Raw genomic sequence first — 19,663 nt, 5'->3', positions numbered from 1 at the left:
CTACTCCCGCTCCGTGCGAGGGTGGTGCGCGAAAGCCAAGTGCTTGCCCTCGAATTCGGCGAGCGACAGCAGGGTCTCGGCGATGTGCGCGGTCTGCACGGTGCCGCCCGCGGCGGCCCGCATCCTGGCGTGCATCAGCAGCGGCGGCAGCTTGCGCCACTGGGTGACCGCGCGCTCCCAGTGATCACGTCCGGCCGCGTCCAGCAGGTCGGCGTCGAGGTCGGACGCCCACAGCAGCAACTCGCGTTGCCGCAGCGCCTGCCACAGATCGTCGAGCTGGGTGAAATCGTCCGGCGTCGAGGCGAACTGATAGCGGCTGGCCAGCGCGATGAGCGCGTCGGCACCCACCAGGCGGTCCGCTCGGGGTGAGAGAGGCGCGACCGGATGGGATTCGAGCCACCGGAAGGTCTTACCGGTGTGGATCGCGGCCGAGCCGGCCATCGCGCGTTCGCGCAGCAGCGCGACCGTGTTGTCCGGGCCGAGACCGACCGACCACTCGCGCAGCTCGGCGGCGGAGAGCACCGGAATCCGTTGCCCGGTCTGCTTTCCCAGCTCGGTGGTCATGGTCAGCGGGTCCTCGATCACCCAGCCCTCGATGGTCTCCACGACGGCCAGCCAGTGCGGGGCATGCCAGCGCTGATGTCCGTGCTGCCAGGGCAGGTGGAAGATGTCGGCGAGCAGCACCACCGAACCGTGTTCCGCCACTTGCTCTTCCAGGGCGTGGTAGGCGGTGGCCCAGTCGTCGTCGCCGTTCACCCGCAGGCCAAGGGCGGGCAGCGGCGGGGTCGCGTCGTGCTCGAACAGCAGCAGGTCGTCCTCGGCGGGGCTGACGGACAGGGTCGGCCCGCCCGCGAGTAGCGGCCGCCACCACCGGGTTTCACCACGGGCCACCAGCGCGCTCGCCAACGCCGCGGTGAAGCAGGTCAGCTTGTCGCCGTGGGTCGCGAGGGCCGTGGTCATTTCGTGCCCCGCAGCGTGCCGTCGAGGTAGGCGGTGCGCGAGGCCGAGCGCTGGATCTTGCCGCTGGAGGTGCGCGGAATCGCGCCGGGGCCGAGCAGCACCACCTCGTGCACACCGACGTCGTGGATGCTGAAGATGGCTTGGCGCACCGCGTTCCGCAGTTCCTGGGCGATCGTCTCGTCGCCCGAGGGGATGCGGGCCTCGATCAGCACCACGATCTTCTCCTGCACGCCGACCTCGACGGAGAAGGCCGAGCACCGGCCGGGCAGCACCAGCGAATGCGACTGCTCGGCGGCGTCTTCGAGGTCCGGCGGGTAATAGTTGCGGCCGTCGATGATGATCAGGTCCTTGAGCCGGGTGGTCGGATAGACCTCGCCGTCGTGCAGGAAGCCGATGTCGCCGGTGCGCAGGTAGTACTTGCCGTCACGCGGCGAGAGTTCGCCGCGGAAGGTGTATTCCGTCTCCTCGGGGCGGTTGTAGTAGCCGGTGCAGACGGCCGGGCCGGACACCCAGATCTCACCGAGCCGGTCCTCTGGCAGGGCCAGCCTGGTCTCCGGATCGACGATCTGGATGGTGGTGCCCGGCGCCGCCGCGCCCCCGCTGACGATGTCCGCGCCGTTCTTCGCCACGACCACCCGACCGGCGGCGAGCGCGTCGCGGTCCACCGTGAGGGTCTGCACCCCGGACAGCGTGCGCCAGTTCACCGACACGATCAGCGTCGACTCGGCCAGCCCGTACCCGGCGATCAGGCTCGACCGGGCCAGGCCGTGCTCGGCGAAGGCCGCGTGGAACTTCTCGATCGTGCTGACCCGCACCGGTTCCGCGCCGGACAGGGCGTAGCGCCATCGGCTCAGGTCGATGCCTTCGAGTTCCTTCGGGCCGATGCGTTCGGCGCAGAGCTCGTAGCCGACGTTCGGTGACGCGGCGAAGATCTGCGCGGGGTTGTCGCTGATCGCCTGGAGCCAGCGTTCGGGCCGGCGCAGGAACGACGTCGGCGACATCTGCACCACGCCGTGGCCGCTGATGATCGGCATGATCACGCCGACCATCAGGCCCATGTCGTGGAACAGCGGCAGCCAGCTGACGAAGCCGACCTCGTCCTCGGCGGAAATGCCGACGTGGTACATCATTTCGTAGACCTGCCGGGCATTGTCCAGCAAGCCACGATGCGGCACCATCACGCCGGCGGGGGTGCGGGTGGAGCCGGAGGTGTACTGCAACAACGCGATCTGCTCGCGGTCCACCAGGACGGGTTCCCAGTCGATGGCGAGCTTCTCGTCGACCTCGCCGGTGGTCACGATGAGCCGGGTCGTGTCGGTCGGCGAATTGTCCAGCCAGGCGGTGACATTGGCGAGCGAGCTGTCGGTGGTGACAATGCAGGCGGGATCGGAGTCGACGCAGACCGCGTCGATGCGACCGTTGGAGTTGTGCGCGCTCGGCGGGTACAGCGGCACCGCGATGATCCCGGCGTAGAGGCAACCGAAGAACGCCTTCACGTACTCCAGGCCCGGCGGCAGGAGCAGCACGGCCCGGTCGCCGGGATGCGCGACCTGGAGCAGCGTGGCCGCGTATGCCCTTGCCGCACGGTCGATCTCGGCGTAGGTCAGCGACTCGGTCTCGCCGTGCTTGGAGGTCGAGTCCGGGTAGCTGAGAAAGCTGTAGGCGACCTTGTCGGGCCGTTGCGCGGCCTGGTTGGTCAGCGCACGCACCAACGTGTCGTACTCGAGCGCGCCCCCGGTGAGCAGTGTTGTGGTCATACTCCGACCTCCTGTGGTGACGGCGCGGCGAAGAAGCCGACCTTGCGGAAGTAATCCAGGTAGCGGATGAACAGGTCCCGGGAAACCGGCGGGCAACCCACGCCGATCTCGTCCAGCGCGGTGACGGCTTGGTCCACGTCGAACTGGATGAGCGGGGTGAGGCCGTCGTTGGCGCTCAGCAGGCTCAGCACGCTGAACGAGGCCGAACCCGGTCCCGCGCTCGCGGCGTGCGCGGCGATCGCGTCGCGCCACCGGTCCAGGGCCACCAGGTCTACCGGATGGCCACTCTCCCGCAGCCAGCCGACGGCGTCGGTGAAAGCGCACGGCTGCGGGTTGCGCAGGTGGTAGATGTGCGTGCCCGGCCGCGGGTCGCGGGCCAGCTCGACCATGGCCGCGCCGGTGAAGTCGGCAGGCGCGAGGTCCACCGCGAAGTCCACCTCGGGCGCGAGCCCGACCTCCTGGCTGGCCTTGACCAGCAGCCAGAAGAAGTCGCTGGTCTGGCAGGCGCCGGTGCGGCTGTCGCCGCCGATGCGACCGAGCCGGAACACACTCACCGGCAGGCCGCGTTCGCCCGCCTCGGTGACCAGGCGCTCGGCCACCCACTTGCTGCGCAGGTAGCCGAGGGACAGCTGCGAAGGATCCTGCGCGGCAAGGGGTTCGGTGACCCGTCCGTCGACCGCGTCGCCGGGGCCGAGCACGTACAGCGAGGACACGAAATGCAGTGGCGCGCCGCTGGTTCGGGCCAGCGTGATCAGCTCCTGGGTGCCCTGGACGTTAGCCGCCTCCAGCACCCGGTACGGCAGCGCGAAGTTCACCTGCGCGCCGTTGTGGTAGATCGCGTCGATCGTGCGGCCCAGCAGCAGGAACTGCTTCTCGGACAAGCCGAGTCGCGGTGCGGCCAGGTCGCCGAGGACGGGCACGACCCGGTCGAACGAATCGCGGGGCAGCTCATAGCTGTCGAAGGTGGCGGCCAGGCGCGCGAGCCCCTCTTCCCGGCTGTCCGCCCGCACCAGGCAGTGCACGCGGGAGTCGGTGCGCGCCAGCAGTTCGTGCAGCAGGAACGCGCCGACGAAGCCGGTAGCGCCGGTGAGCAGCACCTCGCCGGTGCTCGGCGGGGTCACGGTCCACGGTGCGGCAGGCCAGGATTCGATCGCGGCAGCAACCTCGGCCTCGAGATCGATCGCCTCCTCCGTGGCGGCCTCCCCGGCCAGCAGCGCCACCACGCCGGCCACGGTGGGCCGGGCGAACAGCGAGCCGAGCGGAATGTCCTCGCCGAAGGTCTGTTTCAGCCGCAGGATCAGCTGAGCGGCCAGCAGCGAATGGCCGCCGAGGTCGAAGAAGTTGTCCTCGCGGCCGACCCGCGGAATGCCGAGCACGTGCGCGAAGACGCCGGCGACGCGCTGTTCGAGTGGGGTGCGCGGCGGCTCGTACTCCAAGGTGTTGCGGCGCAGGACCGGCGCGGGCAGGGCGCGGCGATCCAGTTTTCCGTTGGTGGTCAACGGGAATTCGTCCAGCACGAGGACGGCGGCGGGGACCATGTGCTGCGGTAGTCGCCGCGCCAGGTGGGCACGCACATCGACGACCAGGTCGTCACGGCCCTTGACCCGCAACGGATCCGAGATGACCAGGTCGTCCGGCCATTCGGCGTCGCGCGCCACCGGGATGGACGGCAACGCGACGTCCCACCCGGTCACCACGACGTCGTAACGGCCGCCGGGGCGGCGCAGCGCCTCGATCCGATATGGCACTCGATCGGCAAGGGCGAGATAGTCTTCCGGGCTGACGCCGCCGGAGTCGGCGAGGGCGGCGCGGATCTGAGCGGCACTCGCCCGGCCACGCTGCAGCTCGGCGACCACCGCGAGCGGACCGGCCACCCGGGCGTCGAGCACGTCGGCGATCAGCACCGCCGCCGGACGATCCCGCTCGAGCAGTTCGGCCAGCGACTGCGGTGTGGTCGTCGCGTCGAGCAGCTTCGGCCGCACCGGCAGTCCACGCTGACCCGCGAACAGCACGGCGTCATAGCGGAATCGGGACATCTCGTTGAGGTACTCGCCGCGCTTGAGCAGGATCCTGGACCCGGTCAGCGTGGGCTGCGCGGCGACGAACTCCTCGAAATACCTTGGCGAGATCACCAATTCGGCGTCCCGATCGAGCGCGGCGCGCACGGCCGGCGCGAGTTCGGCGGCGCCGGCGGACGGCGCGTTGGTCGCCTCGACGGTCGCGTGGAACGACTCGCTCAGGGTGAGATCGCGAACGTCGCCGACGAACAGCACGCCCTCGGGGGCGAGCAGGCCGACCACCGAATCCAGCACCCGGGTCAGGTAATCCGCGCTCGGGAAGTACTGCACCACCGAGTTGATCAGAATGACGTCGTACGGTCCGGCGACGTCGTAGGGCAGCTGGTCGGCGGCGCACTGGTCGAGCCGGACGTGCTGGAGGTCCGGATTGCCGTCGATGATCTTCGTGCGCACGTTCTCGATGGCCGATGCGGAGACGTCCGTGGCGTCGTACACCGCGCACTGCGAAGCCAGCCGGGACAGCAAGAGGCCGGTACCGCAACCGATTTCGAGAACACGCCCGCACTTACCCACCCCACCGGCTCCGCCGGATATCGTCCCCCAGGGGGCCAGCGTGCGCACTGCGGCGACGGTCGCCTCGACCCATTCCCGCATGTGCTCCTCGGGGATGGCGGCGTTGGTGTAGGAGTCGTTCCAGCCGGAGATGTCGAAATCGGCGTCGCCCTCGTGGCCTTGGCGATAGGTACTGTTGAACACGATCTGCCAGTTGGCGACCTGGTCCTGCTCCGCGTCGGCGGCGTTCGCGGACGCGTCGCCGGGCGTGAAATAGGCGACCAGGGAGAGGCTTCCGCCGGTGTCCTTGCGGGCCAGCACGACCGACTGGTCGACGCCGGGGTGCGCGGTGATCGCGGCCTCGATCTCGCCGAGTTCGATGCGGAAGCCGCGCACCTTGACCTGCTGGTCGATCCGGCCGAGGTATTCGAGATCGCCGTCGGCGCGGCGGCGGGCGAGGTCGCCGGTCCGGTAGACCCGGCGACCGTCGAGGACCGGGCTGTCCACGAAGCGTTCGGCGGTGAGCTCGTCGCGATTCAGATAGCCGCGCCCGACACCGGGACCGGAGACCAGCATCTCCCCCGCCACCCCGTCGGGCACCGGGCGGCCCGCCGGATCTACGATGAGCACGCCGAGATCGGGCAGCGGGACACCGATAAGGCTGCCCGCCGCCGACACCACATCGGCGCGGGTGAGTTCGCGATAGGTGACGTGCACGGTCGTTTCGGTGATGCCGTACATGTTCACCAGGCGCGCGGCGTCGCCGAAACGGTCGAACCACGGTGTGAGCGTGGACAAGTCGAGCGCCTCGCCGCCGAAGACGATCCAGCGCACCGCGAGTTCGGCGCCGTTGTCCAGCGCGCGCAGCAGCTGGGTGAACGCCGACGGGGTCTGGTTCAGCACCGTGACCTGTTCGCGGGCAAGCAGTTCCGCGAACTCGGCGGTGGAGCGGCTGACCGAGCCGGGGACCACGACGAGGCGGCCGCCGTAGAGCAGCGCGCCCCACATCTCCCAGACGGCGAAGTCGAAGGAGTAGGAGTGGAACATCGTCCACACGTCCTGCGCGCCGAAGTCGTACCAGCGGCGGGTCGTCGAGAACAGGCGAATCACGTTGGCGTGCTCGATGACCACGCCCTTCGGGACGCCGGTGGAGCCCGAGGTGTAGATGACGTAGCAGGGGTCGTGCGGCGCGGCCTTCTCCAGCGGGAGGTCGGGCAACGTCTCGGCGACGGGTTCGTCGATGAGCAGCAGCTCCGGACCCGATTCCGACGCCGAGACCAGCGAGCTGTGGCTGATCACCAGGCGCGCGCCCGAGTCGGCGATCATGAATTCGATGCGGTCCGCCGGGTACATCGGGTCGAGCGGAACGTAGGCGGCGCCGGCCCGCAGCACCGCGAGAATCGCGACGACCACGTCGGCGGAACGCTCGAGGTGGATGCCGACGAACGAACCCCGGCCGACGCCGCGGGCGCGCAGGCGCTGGGCCAGCTCGTCGGCGGCGGCCGCGAGTCCGGCGTAGGTGCGGGCGCTGTCGCCGAACGTGAGCGCGACCGCGTCGGGTGTCTGGATGGCCTGCGCGGCGAAGAGTTCGTGCAGCGTCAGGGCGGGTTCGGCGGACGTTTCGGTGGGCAGTGCCGCGGCGACCGCGCGTGCGCGCTCGTCCGGCTCGAGGAAGTCGAGTTCCGGCAGCGCGGTGTCCGGGTCGGCGACGACCGCGGTGAGCAGGGCGACGAAGTGCCGTGCGATGGCCGCGACGGTCGGCTCGTCGTACAGGTCGACGTCGTATTCGAACGCGCCGACGAGTTCCGCGCCGACCTGTCGCAGCGTGACCAGCACGTCGAATTTGGTCGTGCCCGAATGTACTTCGACGTATTCGGCGCTCAGGCCGGGGATGGCGAGTTCGGGCAGCGCGGTGTTCTGGAGCACCACGGCGGTGCGGAACAGCGGTGAGTGGCTCAGTTCGCGATCGGGGCGCACGTGCTCGACGACGAGGTCGAACGGCGCTTCCTGGTGGTCGAACGCGTCGAAGACGACGCGCTGTTCCCGGGCGAGCAGCTCACGGAAGGTCGGCGCACCGGACAGGTCCGTGCGCAGCGCGAGCGCGTTCACGAAGAACCCGATCAGCGGCTCGATCTCGGGCCTGGTCCGGCCCGCGATCGGCGTGCCGACGGTGATGTCCTCCGCGCCGGTGTAATAGCGAAGCAGCGCTTTGAATCCCGCCATCAACGCAATGAACAATGTTGCGGGGCGGTCGTTCACCCTGACCTCGTCGGCCAGCTGCCGCAGACCGGACAGCACCGGCGCGGGAATCGTGAACAGCACTCGCGCACCACGGTTTTCCGGCTCCAGCGCGCGCGGGCGATCGGGGTGGAAGGTGACCAGCGGCGGCTCGTCGCCGAGCACGCCGCGCCAGTAGTCGAGGTCCGCGCCGAACTTGTCCTGCTGCGCGAGATCCTGCAACCAGGTCGCGTAGTCGGGGTACTGCAACGGCAATGCCGGCAGTTCGGGCAGGTGCTTGCCGGCCGTGAGATCGGCGTAGGCGGACATCAATTCGGTGGCGAACACCCCGAGCGACCAGCCGTCGGAGATGATGTGGTGCATGGCGACCGCGAAGATCGAATCGTCCTCGCTCAGCCGCACCAGCAGCACCTCGACCAGCTGACCGGACAGGTCGAACACGGTCCGGCTGAACTGCTCGACCTGCGCGGTGGCGTCCGCCAGCGGGCGCTGCGGATCCAACTGTGACGGCGAAACCATGGTCATAGGCAGCGGCGTCACCGGCCCGACCACCTGCACCGGAACACCTTCGCGCACTTCGATGCTGGTACGCAGCGACTCGTGCCGGGCGACCACGAACGACAGCGCGCCTTGCAGGGCCGCGATGTCGAGGTGGCCGCGCAGGCGCAGCGCCAGCGGCATGGTGTAGGTCGCCCGGTCCGGGAACAGCTGCTCCAGGAACCAGATTCGCTGCTGCGCGGCCGAAAGCGGCGCGGCCGCAGTCGGATCGGTGCGGCGCGGGATACCGGCCCGCGGGGTGCCACCGGCGGCCCAGCGCCGCAGCAACGCGCGGCGCGATGCGCCGGTATCGACGAGTTCAGGCATTGTTGCTCCGTTCTTCGGCCGCCCCCGGCTGGTTGAGCAGCAGCTCGACCTCGCTGTCGGACAGTTCGTCCAACCGCTGCATCAGATGCGCGGCGATGGTGTCGGCCATCCCCGCGGCCGTCGGACCGGCGAACAGCTCGCCGAGGGCTAGGTCCAACGGGAAGATGGACCGCAGCTGCGTGGCCACGTGCACGGCGAGCAGCGAATCGCCGCCCAGCTCGAAGAAGTTGGCGTCGGTGCCGACCTCCTCGACGCCGAGCGCCGCGCACCACACCGCGACGACCTGGTTGCGCACCGCGACGACGAAATCGTCCTCGTCGGCATCGCTTTCGACCGGCGCCGCCGGTGCGGCGGGCTGGACGGTTTCGAGGCGCCGCGGCGGCATCGGTGCGGCCTCCGGTGCGTCGACCCAATAGCGTTTCAGCGCAAAGGGATACGTCGGAAGGCTGACCGTCGCCGGTGCCTCGCCGCCGTAGATCGCGTCGAAGTCGACCGCGACACCGGACAACCAGAGCCGTCCGGCCGCGTCCACGATCGCGTTTTCCGGTGCGCCCGCCCCGAGCCCGACGCCCAATGTACCGACCGTGGCCGAGGCGCGATCGGCGGTGCGCAGGAACGAGACCAGGGACTTGCCCGGGCCGACCTCCAGCGCGACGATCCCCGGGTTCCGGCCGACCAGGCCGAGCGCGGCCTCCCGGAAACGCACGGTGCTGGTCATCTGCCGCGACCAGTAGGCGGGATCGACCGCCTGCTCGGCGGTGATCGGCGCGCCGGTCACGTTCGACCAGAACGGGACCTGCGGGGCCTGCCGGGGCAGGCCGCGGACGAGTTCGGCGAAGCGTGCCGCGGCCTCGTCCATCAGCGGGGTGTGGAACGCATGCCCGACGGGCAGCAGCGAGCTGGGCACGCCTTCCTCGGACAGCTCACCGGCCAGGCGGAACAGCGCCGCCGGAGCGCCGGCGACGACGCAGCGGCTGGCCGAGTTGTCGGCGGCGAGCCAGACATCCTCCGGCAGGCGCTCGGCGATGATGTCGGCCCCTTTGGAGATGGCGAGCATGCCGCCAGGTGGAGCCGCGGCCATGATGCGGCCGCGTTCGACCACCAGTTCCAGCGCGTCGCCGAGGTCGAAGACGCCCGCGATCGTGGCGCAGACCAGTTCGCCGAGGCTGTGGCCGAGCAGTTCCGTGGGTTCGGCGCCGAATTCGCGCCACATGCCGGCCAACGCGTATTCGACGGCGAACAGGGCGGCCTGGGTCTGTTCGGTGCCTTCGGCGTTGCGTACCGCGGCGTCCAGGTCGAATCCGCTGCGTTCGCGCAGGAGGTCGGCGCAGGCGCGGTAGCGGTCACCGAACGGGCGGACCGTCTGGGCGAGTTCGAGGACCGCGGCACCGAGCGCGACGCCCTGGCCGGGGAACAGCCAGGCGAGCGTGGGAGCGGGTGCGGCCTCACCCGCCGTCGGCTTGCGCAGGGCAGCCACGGCCTCCTGCGCAGTGCTGGCTACGACCATGCGGCGGTGCGGGAAACGTCGGCGGCCGTGCGCCAAAGTGTGTGCCACGGCGGCGAGTTCCGCGTCGGTGCTGCCCAGGTGCTCGGCGAGCCGGGCAGCCGCGCGATCCGCGTCCGGTGCGGTGCGGCCGGAAATCAGCAGCGCGCGCGGGCCGGGCTGTACAGCGGCGGCAACCTGGGCCGGCGGCTGTTCGACGATCACGTGGGCGTTGGTCCCGCCGATGCCGAAGGCGCTCACCGCTGCCCGGCGCACCTCGCCGGACCAGGTCCGCAGTTCGGTGTTGACGAAGAACGGCGTTGCGGCGAAATCGATTTCGGGGTTCGGCCGGGTGTAGTTCAGGCTCGCCGGGATGCGCCCTTCGCGCACCGCCAGCACCGCCTTGATGAATCCCGCAACACCACCCGCGGAGTTCAGATGGCCGACATTGGATTTCACCGAGCCGAGCGCACAGTACTGAGCCACCTCGGTGTGCTCGCGGTAGGCCGCGCTCAACGCCGCGACCTCGATCGGATCACCGAGTTTCGTTCCGGTGCCGTGCGCTTCGACGTAACCGATCGTCTCGGCGCCGATTCCGGCCGCCGACAACGCTTCCCGGATGACCGCCCGCTGCCCCGCGATACCGGGAGCGGTGAAGCCGATCTTGTTGCCGCCGTCGTTGTTCACCGCGGAACCGAGGATCACCGCATGGATGTGGTCGCGGTCGGCGATCGCGTCGGCGAGCCGCTTGAGCACGACAACCCCGACACCCGAACCGAATACGGTGCCGCCGGCGTCGGCGTCGAACGCCCGGCAGTGCCCGTCCGGGGAGAGGATCGAGCCTTCCTCGTAGATGTATCCGGCCTCCTGCGGCACCTGCACGCTGGCACCGCCGGCCAGCGCGACATCGCACTGGAAGTCGAGCAGTGCCTGCGCGGCCTGGTGCACGGCGACCAGCGAGGTGGAGCACGCGGTCTGCACCGCGACGCTCGGCCCGGTCAGGTTCAGCTTGTACGAGATTCTGGTAGCCAGGTAGTCGGAGGCGTTGCCGTGCAGAGCATGCAACTGCGAGCTGGGCGTCTGGAACAGGCTCGCGTGCCCGACCAGGTTCCGCAGCAGGTAGGTGCTGATGCCCGCGCCCGCGAAAACACCGACCGGCGTGGGGTTTTCGGCCGCGATGTGACCGGCGTCCTCCAGTGCCTCGTACGCGCACAGCGTGAACAGGCGATGCTGCGGGTCGGTGAGTTGCACTTCGCGCGGCGGCATTTCGAAGAACTCCGCGTCGAACTTGTCCGCGTCCGCGAGCAGCGCGCCCGCGTGCACATACCCGGCGGGCGGGTCGGCGGGCATGGACTCCGGCGCGAGCGGGCGCACCGACTCGCGCCCCTCGCACAGGTTGCGCCAGTAATCGGCGACCGTGTCCGCGTCGGGGAAGCGGCAGGCCATGCCGATCACGGCCACGCGGAACTCGGTGTCGTCCTGGGTCATCGCTGGCTCCCAACGCTGTCGGGCAGGGTCTCGGTCGCTTGGCGGTGCGCGCGGCGGCGGGCGGCGGCCGCGCGGCGGTCCTGGCCGCGGTCCGCGTCCTCCTGCGGGGCGGTGCGGCCGGCCAGCGACTTGGCCAGCCCGTCCACGGTCGGCGCGGCGAACAGGTCGGTCATCGCCAAGGTGACGCCGAGCCGGCGCTCGAGCAGGCCGCGGACCCGGGCCAGCGCGAGCGAGTGGCCGCCGAGGTCGAAGAAGTTCTGTCCGAGACCGATTTCGCGGTCGAGCACCTCGGCCCAGACCTCGGCGACGATCCGTTCGAGCTCGGTGCCCGGCGGGGTGTACACCGGCGGCGCGGCCGGGGCGATCTTCGGCAGCTTGGCCCGGTCGAGCTTGCCGGTGAGGCCGCGCGGCAAGGAGTCCAGCACCATGTAGGCCGACGGAATCATATAGTCCGGCAACCGAGTACGCAGGTACGCCGAGAGCTCCAGGTAGTCGGGTTCCAGTGGGCCGTCCTGGGTCAGGTAGGCGACCAGGCGGGGCACGTCGGCCTCGGCGTCGAGGACCACGGCGGCCTCGGCGACCGTCGGGTGCGACCGCAGGAACGTCTCGGCCTCACCGGGTTCCACGCGGTGGCCGCGAATCTTGACCTGACGGTCCTTGCGGCCGACGAAGACCAGGCGGCCGTCGGGCAGCCGCCGGGCCAGGTCACCGGTGCGGTAGTACGGGACGCCGTCGCGGCCGGTGCCGAACACCTTGCCGGTGAGTTCCGGCCGATGCCAGTAGCCGAGCGCGACGTACTGGCTGCGCAGCGCGATCTCGCCGTAAACCTCGGTGGGACGGCCGCTTCCGTCGACCAGGTCGACCTCGACGCCCTCGACCGGGTGGCCGATCGGCACTCCGGCCCGGTCCGCGTCTTCCGGAGTGACGATGTGCTGCAAGGCGACCGAGCATTCGGACGGGCCGTACAGGCTCACCAGGCGGCAGGTCGGGGCGAAGTGCTTGCCGAAGTCGACGACGTCGCCGCGGACCACTTCCTCGCCGCCGAGCGCGACCAGGCGCAGTGCGTGCGGCACCCACGGTCCGTCGGTGTCGCTGAGCAGGTAGCGGAAAAGCGTTGGAGTGCAATGCAGCACGGTGATTCCGGCGCGTTCGATCTCCTCGCGCAGACCCGCGGGAGCGAACAGGTGCGGGTCGATCACGTACAGCTCAGCTCCGGCCACCGCCGCGCCGAACGAGTTCAGCACGCCCGCGTCGAAGGTGTAGCGGGCGGGCGCGGCCACGACGTCGTCGGGTCCGATGCGCAGTCGCCGCGCGTAGGTGACGGCGTGCGCCAAGGCGTTGCCGCGGCTCTGCGCCACGCCTTTCGGCCGACCGGTCGAACCGGACGTGTGCAGGACGTAAGCGAAATCGTCAGCGCTGATATGCGATTTCGCCCAGGTCGACAGGTCGTTGGTCGGCACCGTGTTCAATGCCGGGTCCGGCTGATCGGTGCGGCCGGACACGGTGAAGACGTGCGCCCCGCCGGCCACCGAGCGGGCCAGTTCGGCCAGCGCCGGATCGCACAGCAGCGCGGAAACGTCGGCCTCTTCGAGGATTTCGATCAGCCGGGCCTGCGGGGCCCGCGGATCGAGTGGCACATACGCCACACCCGCGCGCAGGGCCGCCCAGACCGCGACGAAGCTCTCCGGCGTGTGGTCGTAGAGCAGCGCGACGCGGCTGCCGTCGAGTCCGGCGCCGATGAGTTCCTTGGCGATGACGGCCGTGATCGCGTCGAGTTCGGCGAAGCTGGTCGTGCGGTCGTCCACGCGCAGCGCCGGTGCGCTGCCGCGCAGGTCGATCACGGCGTCGAGCCGATCGATCAGCCGCTCGTCCGGCTCCGGCTCGGGCACCATCGGCGAACCGGGCAGCGTCCACACCGCCTCGGCGACAGCCTGATCCGCGGTTTCCAGGCCGACCGCGCCGACGAGCTGTTCCGGGTTCGCGACGATGCTCGCGAGCGCGGTCGCGTAATGCCGCAGGGTCCGAACGGCAGTCGGAGCGTCGTAGAGGTCGGCGCTGTATTCCAGGACCAGCTTGGTCGGGCCGTCGGTCTCGTCGACGGTGAGGTCGAAGTCCAGCTTCGCCGTCGTCCGCGGCGCGTCCACCAGTTCGACGTCGAGGCCGGGCATGCCGAGCGACGGTGGGGGCGTGTTCAAGTAGTTGAACATGATCTGGGCCAACGGGGTTCGGCTCATGTCCCGGGTCGGCACCATCGCCTCGATGACCTTCTCGAACGGCAGATCCTGGTTGGCGTGCGCCGAGAGGACCGTCTTGCCGACGCGGGCGACCAGCGCGGTGAACGTCTCCTCGGGGTCGACCTCGGTGCGCAGGGCGAGGGTGTTCAGGAAGCAGCCGACCAGCGGCTCGACGGCCGAGCGGGTACGCCCGGCGATCGGCGAGGCGACGATCAGATCCGGTTGGCGGGTATAGCGATTCAGCAGGGTGTAGAACGCGGCGAGCAGCACCGCGAAGGTGGTGACGCCGCTGCGCGCGGCGAGCGCGCGCACCTCGGCCATCACCTGCGGGTCGAGGCTGAGCCGCTCGACCGCGCCGCGGGAGGTGCGGCGCGCGGGACGTGGCCGGTCGCCGGGGATTTCGGTGACCGTCGGGTCGGCCAGCTCGGTCCGCCAGAACTCCAGCTGACCGTCGAGCCGGTCCGCGTTGCCGCGCTGCCAGCCCGCGTAATCCGCGTACTGCACCGCCAGCGGCGGCAACGGCGTCTCGACGCCGGCCAGCTGCGCCTGGTAGTGCGCCGAAACCTCTTGGCTCAGTACGGCAATCGACCAGCCGTCGCACACGATGTGGTGCAGCGCGATGGCGAGCAGATACTCCCCCGGGCTCGATTTGATGAGGTGGTATCGCCAGACCGGCCCCTCGGCCAGGTCGAACGGCGCGCGGTAGACGCTCGCCGCGAGTTCGGCCTCGGCGGTGCCGCGCTGCTCGGGCGCCAGATCGCTGAAGTCGGTGATCTCCAGTGGCCGTGGCGAATACGGGCGGATCACCTGACGCAGCTGCCCGTCCTCGGTGGTCCGGTAGACGCTGCGCAGCACCTCGTGCCGCTGTTCGACCAGGGCCAGGGCGTTCTCTACCGCGGCGACGTCGAGGTCGCCGCGCAGCCGCAGGCCGCCGGGCATGATGTAGGTGGCGTTGCCGGGATCGAGGGTCTCCAGGAACCAGAGGCGTTCCTGGGCATAGGAGACCGGCAGCAGTGCGCCATCCGTACGCGGCACGGCCTGTAGCGGTGGCAGCGAATCCTGTTCCGCGGAAGCGGCTTCGATCAAGCGCGCGGCCGTCACGATGGTCGGGCTCTCGAACAGTTCGCGCAGCGAGATGCTGACGCCGAACTCGTCGAGGATCTGCGAGATCACCCGGGTCGCGGCCAGGGAGGTGCCGCCGAGCAGGAAGAAGTCGTCGTGGCGGCCGATTTCGGTGCGCTCCAAAGCCTGCGACCAGAGGGCCGCGAGGCGGACCTCCCGCTCGCCGATCGGGGCCTCGAAGGCTGTCTCGGCCGAATCCGGTTCGGCCGCTCCGTCGGTCACCGCGTACTCACGCACGGGCAGCGCGGCGAGCAGCGCGTCCACCGGCGTGGTCGGCGCGGCCGCGGCGGCGGCCGCGAGAGTGAAGAAGTCCTGCGCCAGGTCGGCGGCGGCGGTCGCGTCGAGCAGCTTCGAGTTATAGGTCAGGTGACAGACCAGCTCGGAACCGGTCTCGGCGACATGCATGACCAGGTCGTAGAGCGTCGCGCCGGTGTCGATGGTCTGCCACTCGACCGTCAGGCCCCACGCGCTCAGATCGGGTCGCTCCAGCATCTGCTGCACGAACAACGTCTGGAACACCGGGCTGAAGGCCGGATCCCACGGCCCGCCGATCGCCTCGACGACCCGCTCGAACGGGACGGTCTCGTCGTCGTAGGCGGCCAGCGCGGTGTCGCGGGTGCGGTGCAGCAGGTCGAGGAAGGTCTGTCCGCCGGTGAGGTCGGCGCGGACCGGGACCGTATTGACGAAGTGCCCGATGGTTTTCGCGAGCTCGGCATACGGGCGGGCGGCCATCGGGATGCCGACGCAGAAGTCGCGCTGGCCCGTGCGCTGCGCCAAAGTCAGTTCGTAGCAGGCCAACAGGAAGACGAACGGCGGAATGCCGTTGGCCGCCGCCGCGGAACGCACCGCGTCGGCCACCGCGGGCGGGAACGAATTCTCCACGCGGGCACCGCTGTTGCCCACCCGGCGCGGGCGGCGGCCGATGGACAGATCCAGTGCCGGTGCGCCGCGCAGCAACGCGGCCCGCTTCTCCACCGCGGCCGCTCGGGTTGCGGGCGTGCCGTGTTCGGCGCTCCACACCGCGTAGTCGGCGTACTGCCGCGGCGGCACGTGCAGGATGATCTCCTCGCCGCGTACCACAGCGCCGTACGCCGCCCAGAGCTGATCGATCAGCAGCGCGATCGACAAACCGTCCAGCACAAGGTGATGCGCGACGACCGCGAGGATCCACTCCTGCTCGGCGAGCCGGATCAGCGCCCACCGCACCGGCGGCCGGTCCGCCAGATCGAACGGCTCGGACGCGAGGGTGTGCAGCAGCTGATCGACCGCCGACTCCCGCGCCTTCGCGGGCACCAGCCGCAGATCCGGCGTCTGCCAGTCCGCGCCCGCGACCTCGACGACCTCGGCCCGCAAGCCCTCCGGGGTCTCCTTGAAAACCGTGCGAAAGGCGTGCTGCTGCTGGGTCACCGCGTCGGCGGCCGTGTGCAGCGCCGCCACCTCGAGCGGGCCGTTGATCCGAATGCCCAGCGGCACATGGTAGATCGCGGCGTGCCCGGCGAGCTGCTCGTGCAGCCAGATGCCGCGCTGCGCCGGCGTCGCCGGGAACGGACCCGCGCCCTCGCGCAGCGGGACGGTGGTGGTGGAGATGCCTGCGGCGCGGCGCTCCCGCAGGCGCGCCAGGGCCAGGCTGCTAGCCGGTGAGTTCATGATCGTTCTCCAAAAGGGCTGCATCGGCTTGCTCGACCATGAGCTCCTCCAGCGCGGCCGCCACCTGGGCGACGGTCGGCTCCTGCAACATGCGCCGGAGGGCGAACTCGATCTCGAAGAGTTCGCGGAGCCTGCGGACGAACTGGGTGGCGGCCAGGGAGTGCCCGCCGATGCGGAAGAAGTTCTCGAAGACGCCGACCTGCTCGAGCCCGAGCAGCTCGGCCCACATCTCGGCCACGACCTGCTCGTATTCAGTGCGCGGCGCGACATAGTCGGCGTCGGCGGTGAACAGATCGGTCGACGCCCGCGATACCGGGGCGGCCTCGACGCTCGGCACGCCGCCGACGATCCGGTACGACTTGCGGTCGAACGGATACAGCGGCAACCGGGCCAGCGGCCGCGTCGCCGCGTCTACCCCGGCCCAGCGCACCTCGTGCCCGCGGACATGCAGCTCGCCGAGGGCAGCCAGCATCACCGAGAGGTCATCGACGTCGCGAACCAGCGACGGCACCGCGACCCCCGCCCGATCGTGATGGCGGAGCAGGCTTTTCAGCATTCCGTTCAGCGCCGGGTGCGGGCCGAGCTCGATGAAGGTGCCGATATTGGCGTCGATCATCGCGCCCACCGCCTCGGCGAACTGCACCGGGCGCACCACCTGATCGGTCCAGTAGAGGCCGTTCAGGTGCGCGCCGTCGATCCGCGCGCCGGTGACGGTGGAGAAAAACGGGATGCTGCCCTCACGAGGCTGGATGCAGGGCATGTCCGCCGCGAACTCGGGCAGGCAGTCGAGCATCAGCGGCGAGTGGAAGGCATAGCGGCCGGGCAGGCGGCGGGTCATGATCTGCTCGCCGTCGAGCCGGGCCAGATAGCCGTCGACCGCGCCGGTGCTGCCCGAGATCAACGTCCACTTCGGGCCGTTGGTGCCGGCCAGGTGCACCCGCGGCGGGAGTTCGAGTTCGGTCGCGGGCCGGTTGACCACGGCCATGCAGCCGTTGTCGCGCAGGCGTGCGGTCGCCTTGGCCCGGGCCGCGATGATCTGCGCGGCGGTGCGCAGGTCGATAGCGCCGCAGACGTGCGCGGCGGCGACCTCGCCGACGCTGTGCCCGACCACGGCGGACGGGGTGATCCCCCACGACCGCCACAGTGCTGCCAGCGCGACCTGCAAGGCGAACAGCACCGGCTGTGCGGTGCCGGTGTCGGCGAGGGCCTCCTCGTCGCGACCGCGGTCGAGGACGGCGAAGGTGGACCAGCCGAGTTCGATGCGCAACTCGCGGTCGACCGCGAGCAAGGCATCGCGGAACACCGGCTGATGACGAATCAGCTTGCGTCCCATGCCGACCCACTGGTTGCCCTGCCCGGTGAAGACGAACGCCACCTTGCCGGGACCACTGCGCGGCACCCGACCGGCGGCGGCGCCCAGCGGCAGCGAACCGCCGGAGATCGAGGTGAGCTGCTCTGCCAGGTCGTCGTGGCCGCGTGCGGCGACGGCGACCCGGAACGGGTGCTGGGCCCGGCGCGCGGTCGAGGTCTGCGCGAGTTCGGCGATCGGCGGGGCCGTGCCGTCGCGGAGCATGTCGATCCAGTGGTCGACCAGGTCGAGCGTGGACTGCTCGCTGCGGCCGGAAATGCTGACCAGATACGGCTTTTCGACCGCGGCCGGAGTGTGGGCCGTCTCCGTCGATACGCCGGTGAGGACGGCGTGTGCGTTGGTGCCGCCGAACCCGAACGAACTGACGCCCGCGAGGGCGCGGCCACGGCGCTGCGGCCACACCTGGTTCTCGGCAGGCACATTGAACGGCAGATCGTCGAAAGCGATGTGCTTGCTGGGCGATTCGAAGTTCAGGTTGGCGGGCACCTGTCCGTGGTGCAGGGCGAGCGCGGTCTTCACCAGTCCGGTGATGCCCGCGGCGGCCTCGAGGTGACCGACCACAGTCTTGGCCGAACCGACCAGGAACTTCTCGTCGCGGTTATCGGCGAACACGGTGCCGAGCGCGCGTGCCTCGATGGCGTCGCCGAGGATGGTCCCCGTGCCGTGCGCCTCGATGTACTGCACGTCGCCCGGGTTCACCCCGGCGCGCCGGTAGGCGCGACGCAGCACGTCGACCTGCGACTGATAACTGGGCGCGGTCAGTCCATTGGTACGACCGTCCTGGTTTATCGCCGAACCGAGCAGCACGGCGTACACGCGGTCGCCGTCCTGTTCGGCCTGCGCCAGCGGCTTCAGCACGACCGCGGCGCTGCCCTCGCCCCGCACGTAGCCGTCGGCGCGATCGTCGAAGGTCTTGCATCGACCGTCGGCGGCCATCATGCCCGCGCCGGCCAGCGACTCGGTGACCCGCGGGTCGAGGGTCATGTTCACGCCGCCGACCACGGCGACATCGCAGTCCCCGTCGTGCAGGCTGCGCAGCGCCATGTGCAGCGCGACCAGCGACGACGAGCAGGCGGTATCCACGCTGACGCTTGGGCCACGCAGGTCGTAGAGGTACGAAAGCCGGTTTGCCGCAATGCTGCTGGCATTGCCGGTGACGGCCGCGATCGGCATCCCGGCCGCCGCGGATTCGCCCATACCGCGCGAATAGTCACCCGCGGTGATGCCGACGAAGGTGCCGGTCGAGGTGCCGGCCAGCCGCTCCACCGGCACCCCCGCGTCCTCGAAGGCGTCCGCGACGGTCTCCGCGAGCAGCCGATGCTGCGGATCCATCGCCGCGGCCTCGGCGTCACCGATGCCGAAGTAGTTGGCGTCGAAGGCATACGGGTCGTCGAGGAACGAGCCGAACCAGGATCGGCGCCGCTCATCGCCGCGCGCGGCGCCGGTCGACGGCCAGTCGTGCCGGGCGTCGGGCGCCTGCCCGACCAATTCCCGGCCGTGCCACAGGGTTTCCCACAGCTGCTCGGGTCCGCGCAGGCCGGGGAACGAGCAGCCGATGCCGATGATCGCCACCGGTTCCTGTGCGGCGCCGGACCGAGCCGGGCGCCCCCCGACTTCGGGCTCCCGATCCGCGGTGTCCGGCGACGCCGGTTCGAGGCGGTCCTGTGCGGCGGCCAGCCCCTCGGCCAGCGCGTGCACGGTCGGATACTCCCAGGGAAGATCCGGCGGAAGTGGTTTTCCCATCCAGGTGGAAATCTTGCCGACGAATACCAGCGCCACCGCCGAGGTGAGCCCGAAACTCGAGAAAGGCTCACTCAGTGCGACATCATCCGTGGCAATGTCCAATAAATCTCCGAGCGTTTCGGTGAGAAACAAACTGATCTCGTCGGCCGTCCGACGGGCCATTTCTGCAGACATCTAGCACTATCCCT

6 protein-coding genes are annotated in these 19,663 nt (G+C 70.1%); all 6 read right to left on the bottom strand.

Going from position 1 to position 19,663, the window contains the following annotated elements:
* Genes F3087_RS38040 through F3087_RS38015 form a run of 6 tightly spaced genes read right to left on the bottom strand, consistent with a single transcriptional unit; the run spans window position 1 to window position 19,649 of the window.
* Window positions 1-960, bottom strand: coding sequence for a hypothetical protein (locus F3087_RS38040; protein ID WP_150406994.1), 960 nt, complete (start codon window positions 958-960; stop codon window positions 1-3).
* The gene (locus tag F3087_RS38035) at window positions 957-2,717 is read right to left on the bottom strand and encodes a fatty acyl-AMP ligase (RefSeq protein ID WP_150406993.1); all 1,761 of its coding nucleotides are present in this window, start codon (window positions 2,715-2,717) and stop codon (window positions 957-959) included. Before F3087_RS38035 ends, F3087_RS38040 begins: the two co-directional genes overlap by 4 nt.
* Entirely contained in the window at window positions 2,714-8,389 is a 5,676-nt protein-coding gene (locus tag F3087_RS38030) for a non-ribosomal peptide synthetase (protein WP_150406992.1), read from the bottom strand. The genes F3087_RS38035 and F3087_RS38030 overlap by 4 nt, the downstream gene beginning before the upstream one ends.
* Window positions 8,382-11,360 carry a type I polyketide synthase gene (locus F3087_RS38025; RefSeq protein ID WP_150406991.1) on the bottom strand — a complete coding sequence of 993 codons (2,979 nt, stop codon included), beginning with the start codon at window positions 11,358-11,360 and terminating at the stop codon, window positions 8,382-8,384. The genes F3087_RS38030 and F3087_RS38025 overlap by 8 nt, the downstream gene beginning before the upstream one ends.
* Window positions 11,357-16,363, bottom strand: coding sequence for a non-ribosomal peptide synthetase (locus F3087_RS38020; protein ID WP_191094342.1), 5,007 nt, complete (start codon window positions 16,361-16,363; stop codon window positions 11,357-11,359). Before F3087_RS38020 ends, F3087_RS38025 begins: the two co-directional genes overlap by 4 nt.
* The gene (locus F3087_RS38015) at window positions 16,347-19,649 is read right to left on the bottom strand and encodes a type I polyketide synthase (RefSeq protein WP_150406989.1); all 3,303 of its coding nucleotides are present in this window, start codon (window positions 19,647-19,649) and stop codon (window positions 16,347-16,349) included. Before F3087_RS38015 ends, F3087_RS38020 begins: the two co-directional genes overlap by 17 nt.
* Window positions 19,650-19,663: the final 14 nt, after the last annotated feature.

Source organism: Nocardia colli (assembly GCF_008704205.1).
In the GTDB taxonomy this organism is placed as follows: Bacteria; Actinomycetota; Actinomycetes; order Mycobacteriales; family Mycobacteriaceae; genus Nocardia; species Nocardia colli.
This window is presented reverse-complemented; position numbering and strand designations above follow the sequence as displayed.

Coding starts and splice junctions, on each gene's coding strand:
- F3087_RS38015 (WP_150406989.1), bottom strand. CDS start 19,649: ATGTCTGCAGAAATGGCCCGTCGGACGGCCGACGAGATCAGTTTGTTT.
- F3087_RS38040 (WP_150406994.1), bottom strand. CDS start 960: ATGACCACGGCCCTCGCGACCCACGGCGACAAGCTGACCTGCTTCACC.
- F3087_RS38025 (WP_150406991.1), bottom strand. CDS start 11,360: ATGACCCAGGACGACACCGAGTTCCGCGTGGCCGTGATCGGCATGGCC.
- F3087_RS38035 (WP_150406993.1), bottom strand. CDS start 2,717: ATGACCACAACACTGCTCACCGGGGGCGCGCTCGAGTACGACACGTTG.
- F3087_RS38020 (WP_191094342.1), bottom strand. CDS start 16,363: ATGAACTCACCGGCTAGCAGCCTGGCCCTGGCGCGCCTGCGGGAGCGC.
- F3087_RS38030 (WP_150406992.1), bottom strand. CDS start 8,389: ATGCCTGAACTCGTCGATACCGGCGCATCGCGCCGCGCGTTGCTGCGG.